General features: G+C 66.7%; 26 protein-coding genes. 10 read left to right on the top strand and 16 right to left on the bottom strand.

Annotation, left to right across the window (positions count from 1 at the left end):
- Nucleotides 1–399: 399 nt before the first annotated feature.
- From msrQ to ilvC, 4 genes are all read right to left on the bottom strand, one after another.
- The gene (gene msrQ, locus ACIGKL_RS08660) at nt 400–1,032 is read right to left on the bottom strand and encodes a protein-methionine-sulfoxide reductase heme-binding subunit MsrQ (protein WP_397486272.1); all 633 of its coding nucleotides are present in this window, start codon (nt 1,030–1,032) and stop codon (nt 400–402) included.
- Nucleotides 1,032–2,039: a protein-methionine-sulfoxide reductase catalytic subunit MsrP gene (msrP, locus tag ACIGKL_RS08665; protein WP_397486273.1), complete on the bottom strand. Its 1,008-nt coding sequence runs from the start codon at nt 2,037–2,039 to the stop codon at nt 1,032–1,034. The genes msrQ and msrP overlap by 1 nt, the downstream gene beginning before the upstream one ends.
- 62 nt (nt 2,040–2,101) lie before the next feature.
- Entirely contained in the window at nt 2,102–2,920 is an 819-nt protein-coding gene (gene pssA, locus ACIGKL_RS08670) for a CDP-diacylglycerol--serine O-phosphatidyltransferase (protein ID WP_397486274.1), read from the bottom strand.
- A gap of 144 nt (nt 2,921–3,064) precedes the next feature.
- Entirely contained in the window at nt 3,065–4,081 is a 1,017-nt protein-coding gene (gene ilvC / locus ACIGKL_RS08675; protein WP_397486275.1) for a ketol-acid reductoisomerase, read from the bottom strand.
- 125 nt (nt 4,082–4,206) lie between these two features.
- On the opposite strand from ilvC, the gene ilvY reads away from it, so the two are divergent.
- Nucleotides 4,207–5,088: an HTH-type transcriptional activator IlvY gene (gene ilvY / locus ACIGKL_RS08680; RefSeq protein WP_397486276.1), complete on the top strand. Its 882-nt coding sequence runs from the start codon at nt 4,207–4,209 to the stop codon at nt 5,086–5,088.
- A gap of 51 nt (nt 5,089–5,139) precedes the next feature.
- Here ilvY and ilvN read toward each other — a convergent pair whose 3' ends face one another.
- Together ilvN and ACIGKL_RS08690 are read right to left on the bottom strand one after the other, a co-directional pair.
- Complete coding sequence (gene ilvN / locus ACIGKL_RS08685; protein WP_397486277.1) at nt 5,140–5,631, bottom strand: acetolactate synthase small subunit; 492 nt, start codon at nt 5,629–5,631, stop codon at nt 5,140–5,142.
- A 1-nt stretch (nt 5,632) separates the two neighbouring features.
- A complete protein-coding gene (locus tag ACIGKL_RS08690; protein WP_397486278.1) occupies nt 5,633–7,357 on the bottom strand; it encodes an acetolactate synthase 3 large subunit in 1,725 nt (574 codons plus the stop codon).
- 400 nt (nt 7,358–7,757) lie between these two features.
- Between ACIGKL_RS08690 and ACIGKL_RS08695 the strand changes: the two genes are divergently transcribed.
- Nucleotides 7,758–8,192: a DUF4124 domain-containing protein gene (locus ACIGKL_RS08695; protein WP_397486279.1), complete on the top strand. Its 435-nt coding sequence runs from the start codon at nt 7,758–7,760 to the stop codon at nt 8,190–8,192.
- 19 nt (nt 8,193–8,211) lie between these two features.
- On the opposite strand, the gene ACIGKL_RS08700 is transcribed toward ACIGKL_RS08695, so the two are convergent.
- The 3 genes from ACIGKL_RS08700 to mrcB all read right to left on the bottom strand — a co-directional run bounded on the left by ACIGKL_RS08700 (nt 8,212) and on the right by mrcB (nt 11,606).
- Nucleotides 8,212–8,541, bottom strand: a complete 330-nt coding sequence (locus ACIGKL_RS08700; protein ID WP_397486280.1) for a YqcC family protein — start codon at nt 8,539–8,541, stop codon at nt 8,212–8,214.
- Entirely contained in the window at nt 8,541–9,224 is a 684-nt protein-coding gene (locus ACIGKL_RS08705) for a tetratricopeptide repeat protein (RefSeq protein WP_397486845.1), read from the bottom strand. Before ACIGKL_RS08705 ends, ACIGKL_RS08700 begins: the two co-directional genes overlap by 1 nt.
- Before the next feature lie 63 nt (nt 9,225–9,287).
- The gene (mrcB, locus tag ACIGKL_RS08710; RefSeq protein ID WP_397486281.1) at nt 9,288–11,606 is read right to left on the bottom strand and encodes a penicillin-binding protein 1B; all 2,319 of its coding nucleotides are present in this window, start codon (nt 11,604–11,606) and stop codon (nt 9,288–9,290) included.
- 115 nt (nt 11,607–11,721) lie between these two features.
- Between mrcB and ACIGKL_RS08715 the strand changes: the two genes are divergently transcribed.
- The 5 genes from ACIGKL_RS08715 to ACIGKL_RS08735 all read left to right on the top strand — a co-directional run bounded on the left by ACIGKL_RS08715 (nt 11,722) and on the right by ACIGKL_RS08735 (nt 15,675).
- Nucleotides 11,722–13,284, top strand: a complete 1,563-nt coding sequence (locus tag ACIGKL_RS08715) for an AAA family ATPase (protein ID WP_397486282.1) — start codon at nt 11,722–11,724, stop codon at nt 13,282–13,284.
- Nucleotides 13,285–13,372: 88 nt separating this feature from the next.
- Nucleotides 13,373–13,717 (top strand): pentapeptide repeat-containing protein, encoded by a 345-nt coding sequence (locus ACIGKL_RS08720; RefSeq protein WP_397486283.1) that lies wholly within the window; start codon nt 13,373–13,375, stop codon nt 13,715–13,717.
- Nucleotide 13,718: 1 nt separating this feature from the next.
- Nucleotides 13,719–14,468: a class I SAM-dependent methyltransferase gene (locus ACIGKL_RS08725; RefSeq protein WP_397486284.1), complete on the top strand. Its 750-nt coding sequence runs from the start codon at nt 13,719–13,721 to the stop codon at nt 14,466–14,468.
- A gap of 31 nt (nt 14,469–14,499) precedes the next feature.
- A complete protein-coding gene (locus ACIGKL_RS08730) occupies nt 14,500–14,772 on the top strand; it encodes a TfoX/Sxy family protein (protein WP_021445779.1) in 273 nt (90 codons plus the stop codon).
- Between the two features lie 105 nt (nt 14,773–14,877).
- Entirely contained in the window at nt 14,878–15,675 is a 798-nt protein-coding gene (locus ACIGKL_RS08735) for a cyclic nucleotide-binding domain-containing protein (protein WP_397486285.1), read from the top strand.
- A 343-nt stretch (nt 15,676–16,018) separates the two neighbouring features.
- Here ACIGKL_RS08735 and ACIGKL_RS08740 read toward each other — a convergent pair whose 3' ends face one another.
- The 5 genes from ACIGKL_RS08740 to ACIGKL_RS08760 are packed head-to-tail and all read right to left on the bottom strand — an operon-like array spanning nt 16,019 to nt 20,715.
- On the bottom strand, nt 16,019–16,903 hold the full coding sequence (locus ACIGKL_RS08740) for a ChaN family lipoprotein (RefSeq protein WP_397486286.1): 885 nt from the start codon (nt 16,901–16,903) through the stop codon (nt 16,019–16,021).
- Between the two features lie 16 nt (nt 16,904–16,919).
- Complete coding sequence (locus ACIGKL_RS08745; protein WP_397486287.1) at nt 16,920–17,687, bottom strand: heme ABC transporter ATP-binding protein; 768 nt, start codon at nt 17,685–17,687, stop codon at nt 16,920–16,922.
- Nucleotides 17,687–18,727, bottom strand: a complete 1,041-nt coding sequence (locus ACIGKL_RS08750) for a FecCD family ABC transporter permease (RefSeq protein ID WP_397486288.1) — start codon at nt 18,725–18,727, stop codon at nt 17,687–17,689. Before ACIGKL_RS08750 ends, ACIGKL_RS08745 begins: the two co-directional genes overlap by 1 nt.
- On the bottom strand, nt 18,724–19,623 hold the full coding sequence (locus ACIGKL_RS08755; protein ID WP_397486289.1) for a hemin ABC transporter substrate-binding protein: 900 nt from the start codon (nt 19,621–19,623) through the stop codon (nt 18,724–18,726). Before ACIGKL_RS08755 ends, ACIGKL_RS08750 begins: the two co-directional genes overlap by 4 nt.
- Before the next feature lie 24 nt (nt 19,624–19,647).
- Nucleotides 19,648–20,715, bottom strand: a complete 1,068-nt coding sequence (locus tag ACIGKL_RS08760; RefSeq protein ID WP_397486290.1) for a hemin-degrading factor — start codon at nt 20,713–20,715, stop codon at nt 19,648–19,650.
- 197 nt (nt 20,716–20,912) lie between these two features.
- Between ACIGKL_RS08760 and ACIGKL_RS08765 the strand changes: the two genes are divergently transcribed.
- Nucleotides 20,913–23,117, top strand: a complete 2,205-nt coding sequence (locus ACIGKL_RS08765) for a TonB-dependent hemoglobin/transferrin/lactoferrin family receptor (protein ID WP_397486291.1) — start codon at nt 20,913–20,915, stop codon at nt 23,115–23,117.
- Nucleotides 23,118–23,260: 143 nt separating this feature from the next.
- Nucleotides 23,261–23,578, top strand: a complete 318-nt coding sequence (locus tag ACIGKL_RS08770; protein WP_397486292.1) for a Rieske (2Fe-2S) protein — start codon at nt 23,261–23,263, stop codon at nt 23,576–23,578.
- 70 nt (nt 23,579–23,648) lie between these two features.
- On the opposite strand, the gene sfsA is transcribed toward ACIGKL_RS08770, so the two are convergent.
- Together sfsA and ACIGKL_RS08780 are read right to left on the bottom strand one after the other, a co-directional pair.
- The gene (sfsA, locus tag ACIGKL_RS08775; RefSeq protein WP_397486293.1) at nt 23,649–24,356 is read right to left on the bottom strand and encodes a DNA/RNA nuclease SfsA; all 708 of its coding nucleotides are present in this window, start codon (nt 24,354–24,356) and stop codon (nt 23,649–23,651) included.
- Nucleotides 24,346–25,527 carry a pyridoxal phosphate-dependent aminotransferase gene (locus ACIGKL_RS08780; RefSeq protein ID WP_397486294.1) on the bottom strand — a complete coding sequence of 394 codons (1,182 nt, stop codon included), beginning with the start codon at nt 25,525–25,527 and terminating at the stop codon, nt 24,346–24,348. Before ACIGKL_RS08780 ends, sfsA begins: the two co-directional genes overlap by 11 nt.
- 226 nt (nt 25,528–25,753) lie before the next feature.
- Here ACIGKL_RS08780 and dksA point away from each other — a divergent pair, with 226 nt between their 5' ends.
- Nucleotides 25,754–26,200 carry an RNA polymerase-binding protein DksA gene (gene dksA, locus ACIGKL_RS08785; RefSeq protein WP_021441858.1) on the top strand — a complete coding sequence of 149 codons (447 nt, stop codon included), beginning with the start codon at nt 25,754–25,756 and terminating at the stop codon, nt 26,198–26,200.
- The last annotated feature ends 115 nt before the right edge of the window (nt 26,201–26,315 follow it).

The raw sequence follows: 26,315 nt of genomic DNA on the forward strand, positions 1-26,315 counted from the left end.
GATTCAGTTGTTAAAGAACAGTTGGCCAAGTCTTTCGCCTCAACCGAGGCGCGCATTCTACAGCACCTCATCTTTCCGTCAAGCTGTTTTTCGAATTTGTTTCCGGAGAAACTCTTTTCTACTCAACCGCTTGCGCCTTCGATCCGAACATCTTCTCGTCAGCGGGAGGCGCATTCTACAGCGTTCAAAACCGCTGTCAACCACCTCTTTTACCGCCTTCGATCCATTCGACCGAAGCACCGACAGGATCCAACCAGCACCCTGTCGACCGGCGCACATTCTACACGCCAGATCCAGCTTTGCAACCCCTCTTTTAAACTTAACTTATTGATTAACAAGAAGTTTTTGAAGAGCTTCATCGCTGAAGTGGCGCGCATTCTACCGTCTGAGGAAAACGCGTCAAGCTTTTATTGGGTTCCTGCGCAAAGTATTGCGCAACCACTGCCCAAAGCCCTGCCAGGCCGCAGATATCGGCGGGAAACGCAGTAGCAAGAGGAAGGCACCGATCACGGCATACAGCAGCCACTCGCCCAGATCAGCACGCACGACCCAGAGCATATGCAGCAGCGCCAGCAGCAGAATCGGATAAACCAGCCGGTGCAGCGCCTTCCAGCGCTTGCCGAGCCGGCGAATGCTGAACCTATTGGAGGTCAGGGCCAGCAGCAACAAGCCGATAAAGGTCAGCATGCCGACGATGATATAGGGCCGCTTGCGCAGATCGACCAGCAGCTGCTCGACATCCAGCCCCAGCAGAAACACCGCATAGGCCGACAGATGCAGCACGGCATAGGTAAAGCACCAGAGGCCAAGCTGCCGGCGTACGGCGATCCAGCCACCCCATCCGCTGAGACGCTGCAACGGCGTCATCGACAGGGTGAGCAACAGCAGAACCAGGGCGCCCAGCCCCAGATAATCGACCAGCGTCTTGCCCGGGTCGGCGCCCAGGGCAAAGATCCAGGCCTGGTACAGCCAGTAGAGCGGCACCGCCAAGGCCGCCATGAATACCGCGCTGCGCCACCCGAGATAACGCATCAGTAGTGCTTCCTTAGATCGAGACCGCTATAGAGGCCGGCGACTTCGTCATAGCCGTTGAACAGCCGGGTCTTCATCACATTGGGGCTGAACAGGCTGCTCGGCAGACGCCGCTCCTGCGCCTGCGACCAGCGCGGATGATCCACCTGCGGGTTGACGTTGGCGTAGAAGCCATACTCATTGGGTGCCAGCGCCTGCCAGGTATTGACCAGCTCGTCCCGTACCAGGCTGATGCGCACGATGGACTTGATGCTCTTGAAACCGTATTTCCACGGCACCACCAGACGCAGCGGCGCGCCGTTCTGCGCCGGCAGCGTGCGCCCATACATGCCCACCGCCATGAAAGCCAGCGGATGCATGGCCTCGTCCAAACGCAAGCCTTCGACGTAGGGCCAGTCGATTAGGGAAAACCCGGAGCGCTGGCCGACCATGCGCTCGGCGTCGACCAGGGTCTCGAAACGCACGTACCTGGCCTGGCTGGTGGGTTCGGCCTGGCTGAGCAGATCCGCCAGGGGAAAACCCAGCCAGGGAATGACCATCGACCAGGCCTCGACACAGCGCAGCCGATAGATGCGCTCCTCCAACTGCTGCGGTTCGGCCAGCACCGCCATGTCGTAGCGCCCGGGCTTGCCGACCTCGCCATCGATCAGCACCGTCCAGGGCTCGACCTTGAACTGCGCGGCATGCCGCACCGGGTCGCCCTTGTTGGGGCCGAACTCGTAGAAGTTGTTGTAGCGCGACGCATCCTTGTACGGCGTGATGGCTTCGTCGCCGGCGGTAACCGCCTGCCAGCGCACGCTGCCGAGTTTGCCCTTGAACCAGGCCGGCTCGTCGACCGCCTCCACATCGGCGTAACCACTGCCGCCTGCGAAGGACAGAGCGGGCAAGGCGGCGAGCGAGGCCAGGCCGAGACTGCCGCCCATGAACCGGCGCCGGGAGAGGTAAACGGCTTCTGCGGTGACCTCGGACTCGGAGGCGGCAGAGGCGGGAGGAATTCGAATCAGCATGATGGCTCCGCGGCAAAGGCAGGTGACGGGCCAATAGACCGCGGAGCCGAGGTTTTATTACATCAGTCCGCGGTCTTGCGGCGGCGCAGTTGCAACAAATATTGAATGGGGCCGGAGGCCGCATAGGCGAGGAAGATGATCAGCAGGATGCGCGGCGGATCGCTGAACACCACGGCAAACACCAGCACCACCGCGAGGATGGCGACGAAGGGCACACGCCCCTTCAGATCCAGATCCTTGAAGCTGTAGTACTTGATATTGCTGACCATCAGCATACCGGCCGCCGCCACCAGCACCGCCACGGCGAAGGCCATGTTCGAGCCCTTGATGCCGAAGTCGCTGAAGGCCCACACCGTGCCGGCCACCACGCCGGCCGCAGCCGGGCTGGCCAGGCCGATGAAGTAGCGTTTGTCGACGCTGCCGATCTGCGTATTGAAACGCGCCAGACGCAACGCCGCGCCGGCGACATAGATGAAGGCGACCATCCAGCCGACCTTGCCCATGCTGCCCAGCGCCCACTCGAAGGCCAGCAGGGCCGGGGCGACGCCGAAGGCGACCATGTCGGACAGCGAATCGTACTCGGCGCCGAAGGCGCTCTGCGTGTTGGTCAGGCGGGCGACACGACCATCCAGGCTGTCGAGCACCATGGCGACGAACACCGCCGCCGCGGCGACGTAGAAGTTGCCGTTCATCGCATTGATGATGGCGTAGAAACCGGCGAACAGGTTGGCCGTGGTGAACAGGTTGGGCAGCAGGTAGATGCCGCGATGACGCACCTTGCGCCCCTCGGCGTCCTGCCCCTCCTCCACGTGCTCATCGATCGGCAGCAGGCTTTCGACCTCGTCGGCGCCCCGCTTCGGCTCTTCGTGACCTTCACTCATGAACAACACCTTGCAACTGATTTGAAGAATGGCGCACCGCGCGCCCTCACGGGCAGCGCTCAACGCCCAGGCTTTATACCAGAAGCCTTGCCGCAGAATGAAAAAACGCGGCATCGAGCCGCGTTCTTTCGCACATCGCAGACCTTAGTTCTTGGTCTTGTCGACGATCTTGTTGGCGGAGATCCACGGCATCATCGCACGCAGCTTCTCGCCGACCACTTCGATGCCGTGCGCGGCATTGTTGCGGCGGTAGGCGGTCATCGACGGGTAGTTGGTGGCGCCTTCGCTGATGAACATCTTGGCGTACTCGCCGTTCTGGATGCGCTTGAGCGCGTTGCGCATGGCTTCGCGCGACTGCTCGTTGATCACTTCCGGACCGGTGACGTACTCGCCGTACTCGGCGTTGTTGGAGATCGAGTAGTTCATGTTGGCGATGCCGCCTTCGAACATCAGGTCGACGATCAGCTTCAGCTCGTGCAGGCACTCGAAATAGGCCATTTCCGGCGCGTAACCGGCTTCGACCAGGGTATCGAAACCGGCCTTGACCAGCTCGACGCAACCGCCGCAGAGCACGGCCTGCTCGCCGAACAGGTCGGTTTCGGTCTCGTCCTTGAAGGTGGTTTCGATGATGCCGGTACGGCCGCCGCCGACGCCAGCGGCGTAGGACAGGGCGACGTTCTTGGCATTACCGGAGGCGTCCTGGTAGATGGCGATCAGGTCAGGGATACCGCCGCCCTTGACGAACTCAGAGCGTACGGTGTGGCCCGGAGCCTTCGGCGCAATCATGATCACGTCGAGGTCGGCACGCGGTACGACCTGGTTGTAATGGATCGAGAAGCCGTGGGAGAAGGCCAGGGTGGCGCCCTTCTTGATGTTCGGCTCGATCTCTTCCTTGTACAGGCGGCCCTGGAACTCGTCCGGGGTGAGGATCATGACCAGGTCGGCGGCGGTAACGGCGCTGGCCACGTCGGTGACCTTCAGGCCATGGGCTTCGGCCTTGGCAACGGTAGCGGAGCCCTTGCGCAGACCGATGGTGACGTCGACACCGGAGTCCTTCAGGTTGCACGCCTGGGCATGGCCCTGGGAACCGTAGCCGATAACGGCGACTTTCTTGCCCTGAATGATCGAGAGGTCGCAATCTTTGTCGTAATAAACTTTCATGGTCTTGGCTCTTTGAATCGAAAGGGATGGGGGTGCAAGCACCGCGACAGAGGCACCTTAAGTGATCCGCCCCATTGCGTAAAATGATATATTTGCAATACAACATGCCGATATATGAAGCAGTTATGGATAGCCACGCACTCAGGCTCTTTCTGTCCCTGGCCGACAACCTGCACTTCGGCAAAACCAGCCGCGAGCAGCACGTCAGCCCTTCCGCGCTCAGTCGCAGCATCAAGCAACTGGAAGACGAACTCGGCGCAACACTGTTCCTGCGCGACAATCGCTCGGTCCGCCTGACCCGCGAGGGGCAACAGTTTCGCGAATATGCCAGCGAGGTCATCAACGGCTGGCAGGCCATTCGCCAGCGGTTCAAGCAGGATCAGCTGATCCTGCACGGCGAACTGTCCCTGTACTGCTCGGTAACGGCCAGCTACAGCTTCCTCTACGACATCCTCAGCAGCTTCCGCCAGGACTACCCACGCATCGAAATGAAGCTGCACACCGGCGACCCGGCAACCGCCGTCGAACGGGTGCAGCAGGGGCTGGAGGATCTCGCCATCGGCGCCCGCCCAGACAGCTTGCCGGTCGGCGTCGCCTTTCAATCAATCGCCCGCTCGGCCCTTTGCTTTATCGGCCCGCAGTCACCTCAGCTATTGACCGAGGAACAGCTTAGGCAACCTAGCGCGGAGAGCTGGAAGGACGTGCCGATGATTCTCTCGGAGGAGGGCCTGGCCCGCACCCGCACCGATCGCTGGCTGAGAAGCCACAACATCAAACCGCGGATCTATGCCCAGGTGAGCGGCAACGAAGCCATCGTCAGCATGGTCAGCCTGGGCTTCGGCATCGGCGTGGTGCCGCAGATCGTCCTCGACAACAGCCCCCTGACCGCGCGCATCCGCATCTACGATATCCAGCCGCCATTGACCGCCTACGACATCGGCCTGTTTGCCCTGGAAAAGCGCCTCAAGGATCCGCTGATCGCGGCGTTCTGGAACCGCCAACAGTAATCCAGGCAATAAAAAGCCCCGCACCAGGCGGGGCTCTTCTCGACGCTGCGCTCAGATACTCAGTACCTTGTCGCCGCGGGCGATACCGGTGACGCCACTACGCACAGTCTCCAGGATCGACGCGGTGCCGATGGCCTGGATGAAGCTGTCCAGCTTGTCGCTGGTTCCGGCCAACTGCACGGTGTAGACGCTGCTGGTCACGTCGACGATCTGCCCACGGAAGATGTCGGTGGTGCGCTTGACCTCGGCGCGCTGGGCGCCGGTGGCCTTGATCTTGACCAGCATCAGCTCGCGCTCGATATGGGCGCTCTCCGACAGGTTGACCAGCTTGACCACCTCGACCAGCTTGTTGAGGTTCTTGGTGATCTGCTCGATCACCTCGTCATGACCGACAGTGGTCAGCGTCAGACGCGACAGGGTCGGGTCCTCGGTCGGCGCCACGGTCAGGCTTTCGATGTTGTAGTTGCGCTGGGAGAACAGACCGACCACACGGGACAGTGCGCCCGGCTCGTTTTCCAGCAGCAGGGAGATGATGTGTCGCATCTTAGGTCCGCTCCGTCTTGCTCAGCCACATGTCGCGCATGGCACCGTCTCTGATCTGCATCGGATAGACGTGCTCGCTGTCGTCCACCGCGATGTCGAGGAACACCAGACGGTTCTTCAGGGCGAAGGCTTCTTCCAGCTTGGGCTTGAGGTCCTTGAGCTGGGTGATGCGCATGCCCACGTGGCCATAGGCCTCGGCCAGCTTGACGAAGTCCGGCAGCGACTCCATGTAGGAGTGCGAGTAGCGGCTGTTGTACTGCATGTCCTGCCACTGGCGGACCATGCCCAACGCACCGTTGTTCAGGTTGACGATCTTCACCGGCAGGTCGTACTGCAGACAGGTCGACAGCTCCTGAATATTCATCTGGATACTGCCCTCGCCGGTGACGCACGCCACGTCGGCATCCGGGAAGTTCAGCTTGATGCCCATCGCAGCAGGGAAACCGAAGCCCATGGTGCCCAGGCCGCCGGAGTTGATCCAGCGGTTGGGCTTGTTGAAACGGTAATACTGCGCAGCGAACATCTGGTGCTGACCGACATCAGAGGTGATGAAGGCATCGCCGCGGGTCACTTCGCACAGGGTTTCGATCACGGTCTGCGGCTTGATGATCGAGCCGTCGCCCTCGTTGTAGGGGAACAGGCGACCGCTGCCGCGCCACTCGTCGATCTGCTTCCACCAGCTGGCGACGGTGTCCTTGTTCGGGGTTTCGCCGATTTCCTTGAGGATGGCGACCATCTCGGTCAGCACGCTGTCCACCGGACCGACGATCGGGATGTCGGCCTTGATGGTCTTGGAGATCGAGGCCGGGTCGATGTCGATGTGGATGATCTTGGCGTTCGGGCAGAACTTGGCCGGGCCGTTGATCACCCGGTCGTCGAAGCGCGCGCCGACGGCCAGGATAACGTCGGCATGATGCATCGCCAGGTTGGCGGTGTAGCTGCCGTGCATGCCGAGCATGCCGAGGAACTGGCGATCGGTGCCCGGGTAGCCGCCCAGCCCCATCAGGGTGTTGGTCACCGGCAGGTTGAGCATCTGCGCCAGTTCGGTCAACGGCGCCGCGGCGCCGCCCATGATCACCCCGCCGCCCGAGTACATCACCGGACGCTTGGCGGCCAGGAGCATCTCGGCGGCCTTGCGGATCTGCCCGGAATGACCACGCACGGCCGGGCTGTAGGAGCGCAGCTTGACCTTCTTCGGATAGACGTACTCGAACTTCTCGGCCGGGTTGGTCATGTCCTTGGGAATGTCCACCACCACCGGGCCAGGACGGCCGGATTCGGCGAGATAGAAGGCCTTCTTCATCACTTCGGGAATTTCCGAAGGGTGCTTGATCATGAAGCTGTGTTTCACGATGGGCCGGGAGATACCGATCATGTCGGTTTCCTGAAAGGCATCGGTGCCGACCATGGCGCTCGGCACCTGGCCGGAGATCACCACCATCGGGATGGAGTCCATGTAGGCGGTGGCGATGCCGGTGATGGCATTGGTCGCACCGGGGCCGGAGGTCACCAGCACCACGCCGGCCTTGCCGGTGGCGCGGGCATAGCCGTCGGCCATATGGGTCGCTGCCTGTTCGTGACGAACCAGGATGTGGGTCACTTCCGGTTCTTTGAACAGGGCATCGTAGATATGCAGGAGAGCACCACCAGGGTACCCGTAGATGTGCTTAACGCCTTCGTCACGCAGGAAGCGGACGACCATTTCAGCGCCAGATAAAAGCTCCACGTTGTTCACCTCTTGAACGCCAGTATGCCACCCGCCAACGGGTAGCCCTAAGTAGGTCTTACTGTCAGCGGACACGCACGACGGTGATCGTGGATTCGGAACATCAGCTTGACGAGTAACGGAGCAGCCCATGGTCTTGCGGGGCTGACCCTCCCAGCGCGAGGTAACGCGTTGCGGGTGTCACGGTTCGGCGCGGGTAGCGCCTCTTTGCCCCGAGCTGGAGGACGCTTGCGGCGGACTCCACTGCGGGGAAGGCTGGATTGTTCGGGTTCGACGGGGGCAAGTCAAGCGATGTCTAACCGATTATTCGATCCTTCGCTGTGACGCAGCGCAGGATGAAGATTGCCGGCTTTTGGTTATAGTAACCGGCAGCACCGCAGCTCTTGAGAAAGGAAACCGCATGCGCCACATGATTCTTACTGGCAGTTTGATGCTTGCCCTGAGCGCAACCGCCATGGCCAGCCAGGTCTACAAGTGGGTGGATGCGCAGGGCGTGACCCATTTCAGCGCGCAGCCGCCGCAGGGCCAATCAGCCACCGCGATCAACACCTCCGCCCCGCCGCCGCGCCAGGCGCCGGCCGAGCCCGCGCCCAGCGTCGAGGAGCTGCTCGACCCGGAACAGGCGGCTATCGACAAGAAGGTCAAGGAAGACGTGGCGAAGCAGGAGGCCGAGCGCAAGCAATACTGCGCAAGCGCCCGCACCAACCTGGCGCAACTGGAGAACAATCCGCGCCTGCGCATCGAGGACGAAGGCGAGGTGCGCCGCATCGACGAGAACGAGCGTCAGGAGCGTATCGCCGAGCTGAAGAAGTCCATCGCGGAAAACTGCAACTGACCCATCCTGCGTGCGCCCGTCAGGGCGCAGCCGTCAGCAGGCGATCGAACTCGCCCAACAACTCCAGCAGCCGGCGCGCAACGCCCGGCTGTTCGCGATAGACCATCTCGGCCATGACCTGAATCCCCGATACCGACGGCAGCGCGGCGTCCGCCTCGAGCAGCTGTTTCATGCGCGGCAGGAAGATCCACTGCAGCCACTGCTCGAAGGTCAGGCTGTCGACGCAGAACGGCTCCTGGCTGGCCAGGGCCTCGGCGCAGGGCGCCTGCTCCTCCCACCAGCCGAGCAGACGCAACTCACGCTCAATCAGCAACAACTGCTCGGCCAACAACGCGACGCGGGCCTCCATCAGAGACTGACCCGCGCCCGTTCGCGCGCCTGCGCGGCGCCGGCCGGGTCGCCCTGGCGCTCGCGCGCCTGGGCGATCAGGTTCCACAGGCTGGCCTGCAACGCCGGACGACCGCTGGCGTAGGTCAGGCCACGACGGGCGAACTGCTCGGCCTGCGCCGCATCGCCCTGGGCCAGACGCACCTCGGCTAGGCGATAGAGCACCTGTGGCTCGCGCGGGGCGATGCGCTGGGCACGCTCCAGACTGGAGGACGCGCCGTTGAGGTCGCCGCTGCCCTGCTGCTGCTGGGCCGTGGTCAACAGCGCCAGCACCGGGCCGTCGAGCTGTTCGTCGGCGGCCAGGCCGCCGCCGCTGGAGATGCCGCTGGGCATGCTTGGCGCGGGCGCGCTGAAACCGCCCTGGGCCGGCACCGCCGGCTGGCTGACCGGCGGCGGGTCGAAGGTCAGGCCGCCGCTGGAGCTAATGGGCTGCGGGCTGGTCTGCAGCGGGGCCGAAACGACGCCCTGCGGCACCATCACCACCACCCCGGAATCCTCTTCGATCCGCTGCGGCGCGGCCGCCGGACTTCCCGCGGGGGATCCACCGCCGACGCTGCCGGACGACAGCGGAGCGCCGGCGTCGATGACCGGAATCGAGCCCTGCGGCACCGTGCTACAACCGCCCAGCACCGTCGTTGCCAGCATCGCGGCAAGCCACTTGTTGTTCACATGCAATCCTCTTCAGAAAACGCCAAATCCGTCCGCCCCTCAGTTCAGCCAGCCGCGCACCCAGTCCATCACCGACTCGACCGGCGCCTGGATGCCGCAGGCAGGCCCGGGGGCCGGCTCGCTGCCGCGAATATAAGGCATCTGCACCGCATTCGGGCAACCCGAAGCCGAACCCTGGCCGCTGTAGCCGTCGACCCAGGCCTGGGTGACGTTGTCCGGCATCGGCATGTCCAGCGGCAGCGGGTCGGCCTTGCGCATGAAGCCGGCCCACACCTGCAGGGCGCCGGTGGCGCCGGTCAGCGGGGTCGGGCCGTTGTCGTCGCGGCCGAGCCAGACCACCGCCAGCAGATCCTGGCTGAAGCCGGCGAACCAGCTGTCGCGCGAGTCGTTGCTGGTGCCGGTCTTGCCCGCCAGGTTCAGCGAGCTGGGCAGCTGGCTGTACACCGAACGCCCGGTGCCCTCGCGCATGGTGCGCTGCATGGCGTTCTGCACCAGGTAGATGGCGCCCGGATCGAAACGCTGCTGAATCTGGAAGGGATAGCGACCGAGCGGCTCGCCGTCGGCAGTGAGCACGCTGCGAATGCCGCGCAACGGCGTATTGAAGCCGCCGTTGGCCAGGGTCTGGTACATGTCCGCCACTTCCATCGGGGTCAGCGCGCCGGCGCCCAGCAGCATCGACGGATAAGCCGGCCACTGGCGCTCGACGCCCAGTCGCTCGAGGGTCTTGAGCACGTTGGGTACGCCGATTTCCAGGCCGAGCTTGGCCGTGGACAGGTTGTAGGACTGCGCCAGCCCCTGGTACAGGTAGATGGTGCCGTGGGCCTTGCGATCGTAGTTCTGCGGCTTCCACACCTGGCCGTCCTGGCCCTTGATGGAGAAGGGTTCGTCCTCCAGCCAGCTGGTCAGGGTGTACTGACTGGGCCGCTCCAGCGCCGACAGGTAGATTGCCGGCTTGATCAGCGAGCCGATCGGCCGCAGCGCATCGAGCGCGCGGTTGAAGCCGGCGAAGCGCGGCTGGCGGCTGCCGATCAGGGCCTGTACCTCGCCGGTTTCCGGGTTGGTCACCACCATGCCGGCCTGCACCTCGTCCACCCCCTTGCGCCCAGCCAGGCGCTTGAGGGTCTCGGCCAGCGCCTCCTCGGCCTTGAGCTGGAGGATGGGGTCGAAACTGGTGAAGATGCGCAGGCCTTCTTCGGTCAGGTCCTGCTCGCGGTAGTCCTCGCGCAGCTGGCGCTTGACCAGGTCGAGGAAGGCCGGGAAGGTGCTGTCGGCCATGCTGCCGCGCGCGGTCACGCCCAGGGGTTTCTGCTTGGCGGCGGCGGCTTCCTCGACGGTGATCGACCCTTGCTCGGCGAGCAGGTCGAGCACCAGGTTGCGTCGTTCCAGCGCGCGCTCGGGGTTGCGCCGCGGGTTGTAGAAGGTCGGCCCCTTGACCATGCCGACCAGCAACGCGACCTGCTCCAGCTTCAGCTCGGCGACCGGCTGGCTGAAGAAGTACTGGCTGGCCAGGCCGAAGCCGTGCACCGCGCGCTGGCCGTCCTGACCGAGGAACACCTCGTTCATATAGGCCTCGAGGATCTCGCGCTTGTCGTAGTGCAGCTCCAGCAGCACCGCCATCATCGCTTCGGTGGCCTTGCGCACCAGGGTGCGTTCGTTGGTCAGGTAGAAGTTCTTCACCAACTGCTGGGTCAGGGTACTGCCGCCCTGCACCAGGCGCCCCGAGGTGGCGTTGATCCACATGGCGCGGGCGATGCCCTTGGGCGAGACGCCGAAGTGATCGAAGTAGTCGCGGTCCTCGACCGCCACCAGCGCATCGATCAGGTAGGCCGGCACCTGGTCCAGCTTGATCAGGATGCGGTCTTCCTGGTGCGCCGGGTACAGCCCGCCGATCAGCAGCGGCTCCAGCCGCGCCACCGCCAGGTTGCCGCCATCGGCCTGGGTCAGACCCGCCACGTAGTCGCCGGAGAAGCGCACGCGCACCCGCTGCGAGGGCTCGACGCCCTCGTAGAACTGGAAGCCGCGGCTGTGCAGTTCGATGCTGTTGCCGGCCACCGACACCGCGCCCGGGCCGTAGGCCACGCTTTCGCGGCGGTAACCCAGGGCGTCGAGCTCGCGCAGGAAGTCGTCCTTGCCCAGCTTCTGGCCGACGAACAGTTCCAGCGGCCGCGCGTAGACCTTGGCCGGCACCGTCCAGCGCTTGCCAGAGAATTTCTCCTGCACCACGGCGTCGAGGTAAACGGCGAAACCGGCGAGGATCACCAGGCCGACCAGGCCGAGCTTGAGCCCCCAGGCGAGCCAGGGACGCAGACCGGAGGAACGGGATTTCTTGCTTGAGCGGGGGGAGCGTTTTCGAGTCATGGCGGGATTATACGCACTTTACATAGGGGCCAGCAGCGCCGCCCGGACGGTTTGCAGAGCAGCTCACAGCGGCCATAATGCCGACCTCGAACAGCGTCTATAACAAGGATCGAACGTGAGCCAAGCCCTGATTGCCGCATTGCAGAACCCGGCCCTGTATCCGCATCCTGTGGAGGGGTTTCAACTGATTGAGACCCACATTTCCTGGGTTTTGCTCACTGGTTCTTATGCCTACAAGATCAAAAAACCGGTCAACTTCGGTTTCCTCGATTTCACCGACCTCGCCGCGCGCAAGCACTTCTGCGAGGAAGAGCTGCGCCTGAACCAACGCCTGACCGACGGCCTGTACCTGGAGGTCCTGGCCATCGGCGGCAGCGCCGAGGCGCCGGTGCTGGGCGGCGACACGCCGGCCATCGAGTACGCGCTGAAGATGCGCCAGTTTCCCCAGGAGCAGCTGCTCAGCGCCGTGCAGGCGCGCGGCGAGCTGGGCGATGCGCATATCGACGCGCTCGCCGAGCAGATCGCCGCCTTCCACCTGAGCGCGCCGCGGGTGCCGCAGGAGCACCCGCTGGGCACGGCTGAGGCGGTGATGGCCCCGGTGCAGCAGAACTTCGAACAGATCCGCCCGCTGCTCGCCGACAAGGCCGATCTGCAGCAACTCGATGCCCTCGAAGCCTGGGCGCAGTCCAGCTACGCACGGCTGCAGCCGCTTCTGACCGAGCGCAAGGCACAAGGTTTCATTCGCGAGTGCCACGGCGACATCCACCTGGGCAACGTCGCGCAGATCGACGGCCGCGTGGTGCTGTTCGACTGCATCGAGTTCAACGAGCCGTTCCGCCTGATCGACGTCACCGCGGACGCCGCCTTCCTCGCCATGGACCTGGAAGACCGCGGCCTCAAGTGCCTGTCGCGGCGCTTCGTCAGCGCCTGGCTGGAGCGCACCGGCGACTATGCCGCGCTGCAGTTGCTGAACTTCTACAAGGCCTACCGCGCCATGGTGCGCGGCAAGGTCGCGCTGTTACGCCTCGGCCAGGAGCAGGACCCGGTGCAGCGCGCGGTGATCCTGCGCCAATACCGCGCCTACGCCGCCCTGGCGGAAAGCTACAGCGCCATTCCCTCGCCCTTTCTGGCCATCACCCACGGCGTCTCGGCCGTCGGCAAGAGTCACGTGGCGCTGCGCCTGGTCGAGGCCCTGGGCACCATCCGCCTGCGCTCCGACGTCGAGCGCAAGCGCCTGTTCGGCGAGCAGGACGCCGCCCACCAGGGCCAACTGGCGGACGGCATCTACAGCGCCGATGCCAGCGCCGCCACCTACACGCGCCTGCACCAGCTGGCGCGCCAGACGCTGCAGGCCGGCTTCCCGGTGGTGATCGACGCCACCTACCTCAAGGCCGAGCAACGCCGGGCCGCCAGCGAAGTCGCCGAACAGACCGGTACGCCCTTGCTGATCCTCGACTGCCAGGCGCCCGAAGCGGTGATCGCCGGCTGGCTGGCGCAGCGCCAGAACGAGGGGCGCGACCCCTCCGACGCCACCCTCGAGGTGATCCAGGCGCAGCAGGCCACGCGCGAGGCGCTCGACGACGACGAGCTGGCCCACAGCAAGCGCGTCGACACCCACGACAGCGCCAGCCTGGACAGCCTGGTGGAGCGTATCCGCCAACGCCTGCCGGGGCTCTGAGCCCCGTCCAGCACAAGTTGGCACGCCGCGCCGGGCAAAGCGCGGCGCGGCTTCTATACTGCCGGTGAACTCGCCACCGGTAGCCCCCATGAGCCAACCACGCCAGCTCGACCACCCGCTCTATCGTCTGCTGCGCAACGACGACATCGCCGCCTTCAACGCGCAGAAACCCACGGATGTCGCCGTCGACCTGTCCGGCGGCGACTTTCGCGGGCTCGACCTGCGCAGCCTGGACGCCGCCGGGGTGATCTTCACCGATGCCTACTTCCGCGGAGCCGATCTGCGCGGCCTGGATTTGCGCCACGCCCGGCTGGAGGGCGCCAGCCTGGCCCACGCGCAGATTTCCGGCGCCTACTTTCCGGTCGAACTGAGCGCGGACGAAATTCTCATGTCGGTGAATTTCGGCACCCGCCTGCGCTATCGCAGCAAGTGACATGAGCGACGTTGCCCAACTGTTCGGCGCGCGCGCCGACGCCTACGCCAGCTTCCGCCCGGCCTACCCGGACGCCCTGTTCGACTGGCTGGCCGCACACAGCCCGGGCCGGCGCCTGGCGCTGGATATCGCCTGCGGCAACGGCCAGGCCAGCCATCCCCTGCTGCGCCACTTCGAACGGGTGCTGGCCTGCGACGCCAGCGCCGCCCAGCTGGCGCAAACGCCCCCGGCCGCCGGCCTGCACCTGCTGGCAGCCGATGCGCGCCAGCAGCCGCTGGCCGACGCCAGCGTCGACCTGATCGTCGTCGCCCAGGCCCTGCACTGGTTCGCCGACGCCGCGTTCTTCGCCGAAGTCGCCCGTCTGCTGCGCCCTGGCGGGCTGTTCTGCGCCTGGTGCTACAGCCTGATGAGCATCGATGCGCGGCTCGATCCGCTGATCGAGCACTTCTACGCCAGCACCCTGGCCGGCTGCTGGCCGACGGGCCGCGGCAGCGTCGATGCCGGCTACCGCGATATCCAGGCGCCGCTGCAGCCCCTGCCAGTGCCGCCCTTCGCCCTCTCGGCGCACTGGGACCTGGCGCAACTGCTCGGCTACCTGCGCACCTGGTCGGCGGTGCAACGCTGGGAGCAGCGTCACGGCCGCGACCCGGTGGCCGAGCTGACGCCGGCGCTGCGCGCCGCCTGGGGCGACGACGGCGAGCGGCGCACTGTCAATTGGCCGCTACACTTCCTGGCAGGCACGCCTACGTGAACCTCTTCCTCACGCCACGCATGGAGGCCCGATGAACGACGAGCTGCAACACCTGAAGAACCTGGGCAAGACCTCGGCGCAATGGCTGCACGCCGTCGGCATCCACAGCGCCAACGACCTGCGCCGCTACGGTGCGGTCGGCGCCTATCGTGCAGTGCGCGCCCGCGGTTTTCGCGCCTCCAAGGTGCTGCTCTACGCCATCGAGGGCGCCCTGCTCGACGTGCACTGGAACGAGCTGCCGCCGGCGCACAAGGCCGAACTCAACGGCCGCCTCGACGAAGCCCAGAGCTACAACAAGAGCTAGCTCACAACCCCAGCGCGAGAGGATTTACGCGCAAGGCGCCGCAGCCTATTGTTTCAGGGACCTTCGTGTGGTCAGCCAGCCCAGCCAGTTCAAGGAATTACGGTTATGTATTTACTCGGGGAGCAACCGGCCTACGCCGATCAGCTGATCAACCGCCTGCAGAGCATCCCCACGCAGCTGCTGGAAGGGCTGCAGGCCGTGGGCGCGCCGCTGCGTCTGGAACGGGTCGAGGACCTGGCCCAGGTGCTGCCGGGCAACCAGCTGTTCATCATCGAGAATGGCCTGCTCCACGCGGTGGTCGACGAACGGCCGCTGTTCTACCTGCAGGAAGGCGACCTGGTCGGCCTGCGCCAGGGCATCGACCTGCCCAGCTGCCGCTACAGCAGCGAGGAGCCGATCAGCCTGATTCCCTATTCGCGCAGCGAGGTGTTCCAGCACATCTACGCCAGCGAGCAGCGCCAGGAACAGTTCATCCACTACCTGATCGGCCACACCGCCCTGCTCTCCGACGCCCTGGCGCGCCTGAAGCAGCCGGAGATTCGCCCCGCCACCGGCTTCCAGCACTTCGCCGCCGGCGAGGAGCTGATCCACCAGGGCGACGAGGCCGATCACGTGTTCATCATCATCGAGGGCCACGCCGAGGCCCATGTCGACGGGCAGAAGGTCGGCGACGTGCAGAAGGACGAGATCTTCGGCGCCATGGCCGTGTTCACCCGCGAGAAACGCAGCGCCACGGTGGTGGCCAGCGAACCCTGCACGGTGATGGTGATTCCCAAGGAGCAATTCCTCAGCCTGATGCAGAGCAACCCGCGCATCGCCCACAGCCTGATCGAGAGCATGGCGCGGCGCATCGACCTGCTCAACAAGGAAGTCACCCAGCTGCGCCAGCCCGCCGCGTCCTGAGCCCGCGCTCGACACGCCAACCCCGGCCAGGCGCCGGGGTTTTGCCTTTCTGGACGCCGGGAAAGCCTGCTGAGAAAAATTCTCAAAAAGCCGTTGACTATGAAATGAGAATTGTTATTATTACCTCAACTGGTCGCGAGATCAGCCGATAAGCTAAAGAGACCATTCAGTCGGACTCTTCAGATTATCTCCTCATCAGGCTAATCACGGTTATTGACCCGGCTCTTGCCGGGTCTTTTTTTGCCTGCGCAAAAGCCCGCAGGGTGGACTCGGGAACGCCGGCGAACAGTCCGCCGTTGGCCTTGCTCACAGACCGCCTACGGCGAATACGCCCTGAAAGGCCCTAGGACCGTAGTTTGGCGCAGTGATCCTGCTGCGGCTGCGCCGCGGTGAACCAGACGTAGTCGGCCTGCGCGGCGCCGACCGGCTTGCCGACCTCGGCGAGGATCAGCACCGCCTGCCCCGCGCCGGCGCCCAGATCGGCCAGGTGCAGCGGCACGCCCAGATCCTTGCGCACATGGAAGGCACCGGCCAGCAGCAGGCTCGGCTGCGGCGCCGCCAGCAGCGCCTCGGCCATGCGCCGGTCGCGCTGCTGCTGCACGGCGAGCATGGCCGGCAGCTGACTGTCCGGCAGCAGTTGGCAATGCGACTCGCGGATATCCTCCAGCAGCCTGGCCTGCACCTCCGTCGCCGCGGAGCGCTCGCCCTGCAGGAGCGGCCGCTGCCGGTAGATCTGCCCGATCTCGGCGCGATCCAGGTTGGCCGCCAGCAACGGATAGGGCTGGCGCAGCTGGTGCAGCACCAGCGGCCCGTACAGCGACCAGTCCCAGCCCGGTTGCCAGTTCAGCGCGTCGAAGGGGTCGCCGGGCAGTCGACCGGCGCGGGCGGCGGCCTGGGCGGCGGCGACCTTGTCCTGCTGATCGGGCGTGAGCATCTCCAGCAGCACGCTGCCCTGCGGACGCCGTTTGGCCAGCTCGCGCGACAGCCACAGCTGCAGGGCGTGGTGATCGGGATTGTCGTGCTGCTCGCCGACCAGCACCCGCTCGGCCCGTGCCAGCCGCTCGAGCAGCTGCTGCGGGCTGATCGAGCGACCGCTGGCCAGCTCGAGGATGCGACCGAGGTCGGCGTGCTCGCGCCCCAGCGGCGCGATGGGCGCCGGCGGCGGCAGCACCTCGCGGGACTGGCAGGCCGCGACCAGAACCAGACAGCAGAACAGCAGGATGCGCATGGATGCCCCCGAGTGATCAGCGCGCCACGATCAACGGATGACCGCGCTCGGGATGAGTCTGCACCAGCACCTCCAGACCGAACACCGCCTGCAGCGGTTCGGCGCGCAGCACTTCGGCCGGCGTGCCGAAGGCATGTGCCCTGCCCCGCTCCAGCAACAGCAGGCGGTCGCAGTAGCGGGCGGCCAGGTTGAGGTCGTGGAGGATCACCAGCACCGCGGCGCCGGCCTCGGCCAGACGCCGGACGGCCTGCAGGCAGGTGTGCTGGTGCAGCGGGTCGAGCATCGAGGTCGGCTCGTCGAGCAGCAGGATCTGCCCTGCCCCGCCCGGCCACAGCTGCGCCAGCACCCGCGCCAGGTGCACGCGCTGGCGCTCGCCGCCGGACAGCGCCAGGTAGCTGCGCCCGGCCAGGTGCGCGGCATCCGCCGCACGCAGCGCCTCCTGGACGATCTGCGCGTCGCGCGCGCGGCCGCTGGCATGGGGCAGACGGCCCATGGCGACGACCTCCTCGACGCGAAAGGCGAAATTCAGGCTCGAGCTCTGCGGCAACACCGCCAGGCGCCTGGCGCGTTCCGGCCCCGGCCAGTCGTCGAGCGGGCGGCGATCCAGGCTGACCTGCCCGGCGCTGGGCGGCAGCTCGCCGGCCAGGGCGGCGAGCAGGCTGCTCTTGCCGGCGCCGTTGGGTCCGAGCACGCCGAGCACCTCGCCCGCCTGCAGCTGCAGGTCGATACCGCTGAGCACGGCGCACTGGCCGCGGCGGACTTCCAGTTGTTCGGCCCGCAGCATCAGCTCCGCCCCCGCACCAGCAGATAAAGGAAGAACGGCGCGCCGATCAGCGCGGTGACGATGCCGATCGGCAGCTCGGCCGGAGCCAGCACCAGGCGCGCAGCCAGGTCGGCCAGCAGCAGCAGGCTGGCGCCGGCCAGCGCCGAGGCCGGCAGCAGCAGGCGATGGTCGGGGCCGACCAGCAAGCGCATCAGGTGCGGCACCACCAGGCCGATAAAGCCGATCAGGCCGGCCGCCGCCACCGCGGCGCCGACGCCCAGCGCGGTGCAGAACACCAGTTCGCGCTTGAGCCGCTCCACCTCGAAGCCCAGGTGGCGCGCCTCGGACTCGCCCAGCAGCAGCGCATTCAAGGCGCGCGCGCGGCGCGGCAACCACAGCGCCACCGCCGCGGTGGCCAGCAGCAGCGGCCAGAGCCGGGCGTAGCTGGCGCCGTTGAGGCTGCCCAGGTTCCAGAAGGTCAGGGTGCGCAGGGTGGCGTCGTCGGCCAGGTAGGTGAACAGGCCGATGGCCGCCCCCGCCAGGGCGGTGAGGGCGATGCCGGCCAGCAGCATGGTGGCGACGCTGGTCTGCCCGTCGCGCCGCCCCAGGCGGTAGACCAGGGCGGTGACCAGCAGGCCGCCGACGAAGGCGCAGGCGGACAGCAGATAGGGGGCGAAAGCCTCCGGCAGGCCGCCGAACGCGGCGCCGCCGACTATCGCCAGCGCCGCCCCCAGTGCCGCGCCGCTGGATACGCCGACTAGGCCGGGGTCGGCCAGCGGGTTGCGGAACAGGCCCTGCATGGCCACCCCGCACAAGGCCAGAACCATGCCCACCGCCAGCCCGAGCAGGGTGCGCGGCATACGAATCTGCGCCAGGATCAGTTCGGCCTGCTCGACCGCCGCGTCGCCGGCCAGGGGCAGCCCGAGCAGGCGCAAGGCGGCCCGCAGGGTATCGTCCAGCGCCAGGCTGACCGGCCCCAGGGCCAGCGACAGCCAGAGCGCGAGCGCGAGCAACAGGCCCAGGACGATGAACAATGGGCGTGCTTGAAGGGTGGGAGTCATGGCTGGCGCTGGGCTTCGGCGGTCTGAGGTTGGCTGGCAGGATAAAAGCCCGCGGCCAGCATCGCCAGCCCATCCGGCACGCGCGGGCCGAGGCCGCCAACCAGCAGGGTCGGGTCGAGCGCCAGCAGGCGAGCGTCGCGCGCCGCACGGGTGCCGGCCAAGGCCGGGTTGTGTTGGAGCAGCGCCTGCCGGGCCGCCTCGCCTTCCAGGGCACGGTCGGCGATCACCAGGACCTGCGGGTCGAGCGCCAGCAGCGCCTCGCTGGACAACGCTTTGTAACCGCTGTGGCGCGCCAGGTTGCGTCCGCCGGCCTGGCCGATCAGCCAGTCGGCCGCGGTGTCGATGCCGCCCACCAGCGGACTGCCGCCGGCGTGGCCGAGCAGCAGGAGCACGCCCGGTGCCGCCTGGCTGCGCTGCGCCTGCTCGACCCAGCGCCGCTGCGTCTGCAGCCGCCCCTGGTAGTCGGCGAACAGCCGCTGCGCCGCCGCCTCGTCGCCGAGCAGTTGGCCCAGGCGCAGCAGGTTGGCCTGCAGGCTGTCCAGCTCGGCGCGCGCCGGTAGTCGTTCGATGCGCACGCCGGCGGCGGTCAGTTGCTCCAGCACCGGCGGCGGGCCCATCTCCTCGCTGCCCAGCAGCAGGTCCGGGCGCAGCGCCAGGATGCCCTCGGCCGACAGCGCGCGCTGGTAGCCGACGCTCGGCAACCGGCTCAGCGAGGCGGGATGGCGACTGGTGGTGTCGACGCCGACCAGCCGGCGTTCGCCGCCCAGGGCCACCACCCATTCGCTGATCGCGCCGCCGGAACTGACCCAGCGCTGCGGCAAGGGCTCGGCCGCCAGGGCCGGGGTGGGCAACAGCAGGACGGCCGCCAGGCCGCCGAGGATATGCGCAAGACGCATGGGCAAGACTCCTTGAAAGTGGCTTCAGCCCAGCACGGGCAGCGCTTCGACCAGTTCGCGCCAATCGTCGCGCTCGGCCATGCCCGGCTTGCGCGCGCCGAACAGCTGGACCACCAGCTCGCCATCGGCATCGAAGGCCTCCAGGCTGGTGATCACCCCGTCCACGCTGGGCTTGCGCACGCGCCACAGCTCGACCACGCCGGCGGTCTGCAGGTGCAGGTTGAATTCGGCATCGAGCACGTTGAACCAGCTGTCCAGCCAGCGCAGGTTGCGCACCGGCCCGGAGTGGATCTGGATGCAGTGGCGGTTGCCGACGAAGACCATGATCGGCACCTCGCGCTCGCCGGCCTGCTCCATCAGCCGGGTCAGCTCGCTGGTGGCCAGCGGCTCGGCCCACTGGCTGCCGGCCAGACGCAGGGCCTGGGTGCGGGCGACCTCGTGCTTCTTCAGCAGGGCGAAGAAGTGGTGGGTGTCCTGCAAGGCCGCCCAGCCGTCGCGCAGGGCCTGGCGGTCGATCTGCGCATCGCTCTTGCGCGCCGGCGCCGCGGGCAGCGCCTGCAGCTCCAGCTCGGCGCTCTGCTCGGCGGCGGCGAAACGCTGCAGCAGCGGCGCCCAGGCGGCCACTTCGCTGCACTCGGTGAGATAGACCTTGTGCACGGCGACGCCCTGGCGGTCGAACACCTGGACACTGCGTTGCACGCCCTTGCTCGTGTCCTCGGCCACGGCGAAGACGCTGGCCCAGCCGCCGAGGAACAGACGCAGGTCGATATCGGCGGACACCACCAGGCCCATCTGCCCGGCGGCGGTGACGCTAACCTCGCGGTACGGGCCCTTGCGCTCGTGTACGCAGTGCGCGTTGCGGGTCAGCGCCATCACCTGGCCCAGCTCGCCCAGCGCCGGCAACAGCGCGGCCCAGTCCGGGCGCAGGCGCACGGCATCGACGCCGAGGCGGCTGGCGGTCAGTTCGGCCTCGCTGACGCCCAGCGCGGCGGCGGCCTCGCGGGCACGCAGGCGCGGCTGCTGGCGGCGCAGATCCTGCCAGGCCTGATACAGATCGGCCGCCTGCACGGCGGCCTTGGGTACGGTACTCATGGGGACTCTTCCTCTTTCGCGGATCGTTGCTTCTGCCGCCGACGAGGCGAGCGCCAAGCGGCACGGCAGTGTCAAAACACACAAACGATAATCTATCTGAGAATTATTTGCATCGGATAAATAATCCGTTTACCGTCTGCCGCCGTCGCCAACCAGGCAGTCGCAGAACTGCCCCGCACGCCCCAGGAGTCACCGCCATGCCCGTTCGTCCGCCGTTCGCCCGCCGTCCCTGGCTCGCCCTGCTGCTGCTCTGCCCATCCCTGGCGCTGGCCAGCACGCCGGCCGAGCTGCCGGCCGTGGAAGTCACCGCCCACCCCGCCGCCGAGCCGTTGCCGACCACCACCAGCACCGACGCTGCAACCCTCGAGCGCCGCCAGATCCGCAGCTTCGACGACCTGTCGCGGCGCGCCGAGCCGGGCGTGACCTACAACCGCAGCAACAACAGCATCAACATCCGCGGCCTGGACCGCGACCGCGTGCTGACCACCATCGACGGCATCCGCATGCCCTGGCTCAACGACGCCGTGCGCGAGGTCAACGGCGGCCTGGACAGCATCGACTTCCAGAGCCTGTCGGCGATCGACGTGGTCCGCGGGGCCAACTCCAGCCAGGTCGGCTCGGGCGCCCTCGGCGGCGCGCTGCAGCTGCGCACCCTGAGCCCGGACGATCTGCTCGCCGCGCAGGACGACTTCGCCGGCCTGATCAAGAGCGACCATGACAGCGCCGACCACAGCTGGGGGCTGAATGCCGCGCTGGCCGGGCGCTTCAACGACACCGCCTGGCTGCTGCAGGCGGGCGGCCGGCAGGGCCACGAGCGCGACAACATGGGCGACGACGATGTCCTCGGCAGCCTGCGCAGCGAGCCCGACCCCAGCGATAGCGACCAGCACAGCCTGCTGTTCAAGCTGCAGCAGCAGTTGCAGGGCGGCCACCGCCTGGGTCTGACCGCCGAGCGTTTCGAGCGCGAGGAGGACATCGACAGCCGCATCAACCAGGGCACGGTCACCTACCCCGCTCACTACGACGCCCGCGAAACCAACGAGCGCCAGCGCCTGTCGCTCGACCACCACTACCAGGCCGAGGACGCCGGCGCCGCGCTCGACTGGGCACAAACCATCCTCTACTGGCAGAAGCTGCGCCGCGAGGACCGGGTCGACGCCACCCGCGCCGGCACGCTGGCCGGCCCGTTCGGCCGCAACAACGAGATCGAGAAGACCCAGTACGGCATCACCGGCAGCCTGGGCAAGCAGCTGGGTCGGCACAACCTGAGCCTGGGCGCCGAGGCCAGCCGCATCGAGGCCGAGCAGTACAGCAGCGGTTACGACGCCTGCCCCAGCGTGCTGATCCCGCCGTTCCTGCCGGGCGGCACGCCGGCGGGGGTCTATTTCTCCTGCCTCAACCTGCACACCAACCAGGCCGAGATGCCCAAGACCCCGGGCACCCTGTACGCCCTGTACCTGAAGGACGAGATCGGCCTGAGCGACAGCCTGACCCTGACCCCCGGCCTGCGCTACGACCGCTACGCGTACAAACCCAAGAGCAACACCAGCGGCTACGTGCTGGACGGCGACAGCCCGATGCTGACCGAGAACGAAGACGCCAAGTGGTCGGGCAGCCTACTGCTGACCTGGCAAGCGCACCCGCTGGCCACCCTCTACGCGCAGTGGGCGCAGGGTTTCAAGGCGCCCGACGTCAACGAGCTGTACAGCACCTTCACCAACGCCGGCATGGGTTACGCCCGGGTCGGCAACCCCAACCTGAAGCCCGAGGAGAGCAGCGGCTACGAAGTCGGCGCGCGCCTGGGCGACGAGCGTCTAGGCGGCTCCGTCAGCCTGTTCGACAACCGCTACAAGAACTTCATCGACAGCATCGCCGCCAACGAAGAGGACTACGGCTTCCAGCCCGGCGAGTTCCCCACCTTCTTCGAAGTCATGGAGAACCGCGACAAGGTGCGCATCTACGGCGCCGAAGGCACCGCGCACTGGCAGTTCGCCCCGGCGTGGCAGGCCTGGAGCTCGGTGGCCTGGGCCGTCGGCAAGGATCGCGAGACCCAGCAGCACCTCAATTCGGTGGCACCGCTGACCGCCACCCTAGGCCTGAGCTACACCCAGCAGCGCCATGGCGCCGACCTGACGCTGACCGCCGCGCGCCGCCGCGACAAGGTGGAGAACGACGGCGACTTCCAGGCCCCGGGCTACGCCGTGGTCGATCTGAGCGGCTACTGGCAACCGGCGGCGCTGGACGGCGTCAGGCTGCAGGCCGGCCTGTTCAACCTGTTCGACAAGCAGTACTGGAACGCGCTGAACGTGCCCGGCGCCGGCGGCCGCACCAGCCCGCAACCCGCCGACTACTACAGCGAACCCGGGCGCAGCTTCCGCGTCTCGGCGTCCTGGCAGTTCTAAGGCTCCACTTGGCGCAGGGATGCGCCGCTTTTGTTCCTGCGGGATAATCCGCCCCTCTTCCGGCGCTACGCGCCACCGTCTCCCAGAGGGAGAAGGTCATCAGAGGTCGTCGCTATGCGACTGCCACGCTAACGGAGACCGCGATGATCCGCCTATGCGCCCCGAGCGAGTTGGCCGAAGGCCAGAGCCGGGGCTTTCTGCTCGAGCGACTGAACCTGCTCGCCGTGCGCAAGGACGGCCGGGTGCATGCCTACCTCAATCGCTGCCCACACCGCGGCGTGCCGCTGGAGTGGCAGGCGGACCGTTTTCTCGACGACAGCGGCAGCCTGATCCAGTGCGCCACCCACGGTGCGCTGTTTCTGATCGACTCCGGCGAATGCGTCGCCGGCCCCTGCGCCGGGCAGGCGCTGCAGGCCATCGAGTGCCGCGAGGACGCCGCCGGTATCTGGATCGAGACCTAGGGGGGACATGCCGCAGGCTTGTCCACCGTCGCCACAATCCCGTGCCGGACAAGGCTGCGCCATGCCCGGCCTACGCCAGCACCTCCAGTCGGCGCATCAAGGCGATACCTTGCGGGCTGAGTTCGGCGCCGTAGGCCAGCACTTCCACGCCGGCCGCCTTGGCCTCGCGCAGACCGGCGGCGTAGGTGGGATCGATCTCTTCGGCGGCGCGCACGGCGCGAATGCCGGACAGGTTCACGCAGTACAGCTGCACCGTGCGCACGCCCTGGCGCGCCAGGGCGGCCAGCTCGCGCAGGTGCTTGGCGCCGCGTGCGGTCACCGCATCGGGAAAGGCCGCCACATCCGTGCCAGCGAAACCCAGGGTGACGCTCTTGACCTCGACGTAGACCGGGCCGTCGGCGTAGTCCAAACGAAAATCGGCGCGGCTGTTCTCCACCCCATAGGGCACTTCGCGCTTGAGCGCAACGAAGCCGGCCAGCTCGGCGATCAGCCCGGCGCGCAGCGCCTCCTCCACCAGCCCATTAGCCCGCGCGGTATTGATGCAGGCCAGGCGCCCCTGCGGCGTTTCGCTCAGCTCCCAACTGCCCGGCAGCTTGCGCTTGGGGTCGTTGCTGCGGCTGAACCACACCCGGCAACCCTCGCTCATGCAGTTGAGCATCGAGCCGGTGTTGGCGCAGTGGATGGTCAGCAGCTCGCCGCCGGCGCTCTCGATATCGGCGAGAAAGCGTTTGTAACGGCGCAGCAGGCGCCCCTCCTGCAGCGGCGGATCAAAGCGCATCGGGGTTCCAGCTCCGCAGGCCGCGGGCGATGCGCGCGACCGCCTGCTCCAGGCGCTCGATGTTCTGCGTATAGGCGAAACGCACATGATGGCCGGCCTGATGCCGACCGAAATCCAGCCCCGGGGTGAAGGCCACATGCTCGGTCTCGATAAAGTGGCGGCAGAAGGCGAAGGCGTCGCCGCCGAAGGCCGAGATGTCCGCATATAGATAGAAGGCGCCCTCAGGCTCCACGGCGATGCCAAAGCCCAGCGCGCGCAGCGCCGGCAGCAGGTAGTCGCGGCGGCGCTGAAACTCGTGGCGACGCGCTTCGAGAATCGCCAGGGTGGCCGGCTCGAAGCAGGCCAGCGCGGCATGCTGGGCCATGGAGGGCGCACTGATATAGAGGTTCTGCGCCAACTTCTCCAGCTCGGGCACCGCGTTTTCCGGGGCCACCAGCCAGCCGAGGCGCCAGCCGGTCATGCCGAAATATTTGGAGAAACTGTTGAGCACGAAGGCATCGTCGTCCACTTCCAGCACGCTGGCCGCGTCGCAGCCGTAGGTCAGGCCGTGGTAGATCTCGTCCACCACCAGATGGCCGCCGCGCTGCTTGAGGCAGCTCGACAGCGCCGCCAGCTCGTCCCTGTGCAGCAAGGTGCCGGTGGGATTGGCCGGCGAGGCGACCAGCGCGCCGACGCTATCGGCATCCCAATGCCGCTCGACCAGTTGCGGGGTCAGTTGGTAGCGCACCTCGGGGCCGACCGGCACCAGTTGCGCGGCCCCTTCCACCAGGCGCAGGAAATGGCGGTTGCAGGGGTAGCCGGGGTCGGCCAGCAGCCAGTGCTTGCCCGGGTCGACCAGCAGGCTGGCGGCCAGCAACAGCGCGCCGGAACCGCCCGGGGTAATGAGGATGCGTTCAGGGTCTATGCTTAGCCGATGCCGCGCGGCGTAGAAGTCGGCGATGGCCTGGCGCAGCGCCGGCACACCGCGCGCCGCGGTGTAGCGGGTGTGGCCGGCGGCCAGCGCCGCCTGGCCGGCCTCGACTATGGGCGCGGCGGTGGTGAAGTCCGGCTCGCCGATTTCCAGGTGGATGACATCATGGCCGGCGGCCTGCAGTTCGTTGGCCCGCGCCAGCAGCGCCATGACGTGAAAGGGTTCGATGGCGCGACTGCGCGCACTGTAGAGCTGAGCCATGAGCCTGCCTCGCGAGGTTTCGAGGCGCGGATTCTAGCAGGGCTCGACAAAACCACGGACGGGCTTCGAGCTTTTGCGTACGAGGGCGGCATACCATGGACAACCGGGAGTAGCGCACCCCGATTCGATCTGGTAAGTTCGCCCGCTTGCAGCCGCAGGGCCGAGCTCAGATCGGCAATGGACACAACCTGCGCAGTGGATTCGAGAGAGTGAGAGGCGGTCATCCATGCCCACCAAAGAAAAAGCAAAGAGCACTAGCCAGCTGGTTCGCGGTTTCCAGCCCTACGAAGAGAAGAAGGGCGAGGAATACATGAGCGAGCCGATGCGCGCTCACTTCACCGGCATCCTCAACAAGTGGAAGCTGGAGCTGATGCAGGAAGTCGACCGCACCGTGCACCATATGCAGGACGAGGCGGCCAACTTCCCCGATCCGGCCGACCGCGCCAGCCAGGAAGAAGAATTCAGCCTGGAACTGCGCGCCCGCGACCGCGAGCGCAAGCTGATCAAGAAGATCGACGAGACCCTGCAACTGATCGAAGACAACGACTACGGCTGGTGCGACTCCTGCGGCGTGGAAATCGGCATCCGCCGCCTCGAAGCCCGCCCCACCGCCACCCTGTGCATCGACTGCAAGACCCTGGCGGAAATCAAGGAAAAGCAGATCGGTTCCTGAACCGACGACGGGGCGCCTAGGCGCCCCGCTCTGTTTCCGGATGCAGTAGGGTGGACATGGCGCCAGCCTTGTCCACCGTTGCCACCGAGGTGGTGGACAAGCCTTCGGCATGTCC

Origin of the sequence: Pseudomonas sp. NPDC077186, assembly GCF_044543505.1 — a bacterium.
GTDB lineage: Bacteria > Pseudomonadota > Gammaproteobacteria > Pseudomonadales > Pseudomonadaceae > Aquipseudomonas.

Excerpts from the sequence above, each read along its gene's own strand:
- msrQ (WP_397486272.1), bottom strand. The coding sequence starts at position 1,032 with ATGCGTTATCTCGGGTGGCGCAGCGCGGTATTCATGGCGGCCTTGGCG.
- msrP (WP_397486273.1), bottom strand. The coding sequence starts at position 2,039 with ATGCTGATTCGAATTCCTCCCGCCTCTGCCGCCTCCGAGTCCGAGGTC.
- pssA (WP_397486274.1), bottom strand. The coding sequence starts at position 2,920 with ATGAGTGAAGGTCACGAAGAGCCGAAGCGGGGCGCCGACGAGGTCGAA.
- ilvC (WP_397486275.1), bottom strand. The coding sequence starts at position 4,081 with ATGAAAGTTTATTACGACAAAGATTGCGACCTCTCGATCATTCAGGGC.
- ilvY (WP_397486276.1), top strand. The coding sequence starts at position 4,207 with ATGGATAGCCACGCACTCAGGCTCTTTCTGTCCCTGGCCGACAACCTG.
- ilvN (WP_397486277.1), bottom strand. The coding sequence starts at position 5,631 with ATGCGACACATCATCTCCCTGCTGCTGGAAAACGAGCCGGGCGCACTG.
- ACIGKL_RS08695 (WP_397486279.1), top strand. The coding sequence starts at position 7,758 with ATGCGCCACATGATTCTTACTGGCAGTTTGATGCTTGCCCTGAGCGCA.
- ACIGKL_RS08700 (WP_397486280.1), bottom strand. The coding sequence starts at position 8,541 with ATGGAGGCCCGCGTCGCGTTGTTGGCCGAGCAGTTGTTGCTGATTGAG.
- ACIGKL_RS08705 (WP_397486845.1), bottom strand. The coding sequence starts at position 9,224 with ATGCTGGCAACGACGGTGCTGGGCGGTTGTAGCACGGTGCCGCAGGGC.
- mrcB (WP_397486281.1), bottom strand. The coding sequence starts at position 11,606 with ATGACTCGAAAACGCTCCCCCCGCTCAAGCAAGAAATCCCGTTCCTCC.
- ACIGKL_RS08720 (WP_397486283.1), top strand. The coding sequence starts at position 13,373 with ATGAGCCAACCACGCCAGCTCGACCACCCGCTCTATCGTCTGCTGCGC.
- ACIGKL_RS08725 (WP_397486284.1), top strand. The coding sequence starts at position 13,719 with ATGAGCGACGTTGCCCAACTGTTCGGCGCGCGCGCCGACGCCTACGCC.
- ACIGKL_RS08730 (WP_021445779.1), top strand. The coding sequence starts at position 14,500 with ATGAACGACGAGCTGCAACACCTGAAGAACCTGGGCAAGACCTCGGCG.
- ACIGKL_RS08735 (WP_397486285.1), top strand. The coding sequence starts at position 14,878 with ATGTATTTACTCGGGGAGCAACCGGCCTACGCCGATCAGCTGATCAAC.
- ACIGKL_RS08740 (WP_397486286.1), bottom strand. The coding sequence starts at position 16,903 with ATGCGCATCCTGCTGTTCTGCTGTCTGGTTCTGGTCGCGGCCTGCCAG.
- ACIGKL_RS08745 (WP_397486287.1), bottom strand. The coding sequence starts at position 17,687 with ATGCTGCGGGCCGAACAACTGGAAGTCCGCCGCGGCCAGTGCGCCGTG.
- ACIGKL_RS08750 (WP_397486288.1), bottom strand. The coding sequence starts at position 18,727 with ATGACTCCCACCCTTCAAGCACGCCCATTGTTCATCGTCCTGGGCCTG.
- ACIGKL_RS08755 (WP_397486289.1), bottom strand. The coding sequence starts at position 19,623 with ATGCGTCTTGCGCATATCCTCGGCGGCCTGGCGGCCGTCCTGCTGTTG.
- ACIGKL_RS08760 (WP_397486290.1), bottom strand. The coding sequence starts at position 20,715 with ATGAGTACCGTACCCAAGGCCGCCGTGCAGGCGGCCGATCTGTATCAG.
- ACIGKL_RS08765 (WP_397486291.1), top strand. The coding sequence starts at position 20,913 with ATGCCCGTTCGTCCGCCGTTCGCCCGCCGTCCCTGGCTCGCCCTGCTG.
- ACIGKL_RS08770 (WP_397486292.1), top strand. The coding sequence starts at position 23,261 with ATGATCCGCCTATGCGCCCCGAGCGAGTTGGCCGAAGGCCAGAGCCGG.
- sfsA (WP_397486293.1), bottom strand. The coding sequence starts at position 24,356 with ATGCGCTTTGATCCGCCGCTGCAGGAGGGGCGCCTGCTGCGCCGTTAC.
- ACIGKL_RS08780 (WP_397486294.1), bottom strand. The coding sequence starts at position 25,527 with ATGGCTCAGCTCTACAGTGCGCGCAGTCGCGCCATCGAACCCTTTCAC.
- dksA (WP_021441858.1), top strand. The coding sequence starts at position 25,754 with ATGCCCACCAAAGAAAAAGCAAAGAGCACTAGCCAGCTGGTTCGCGGT.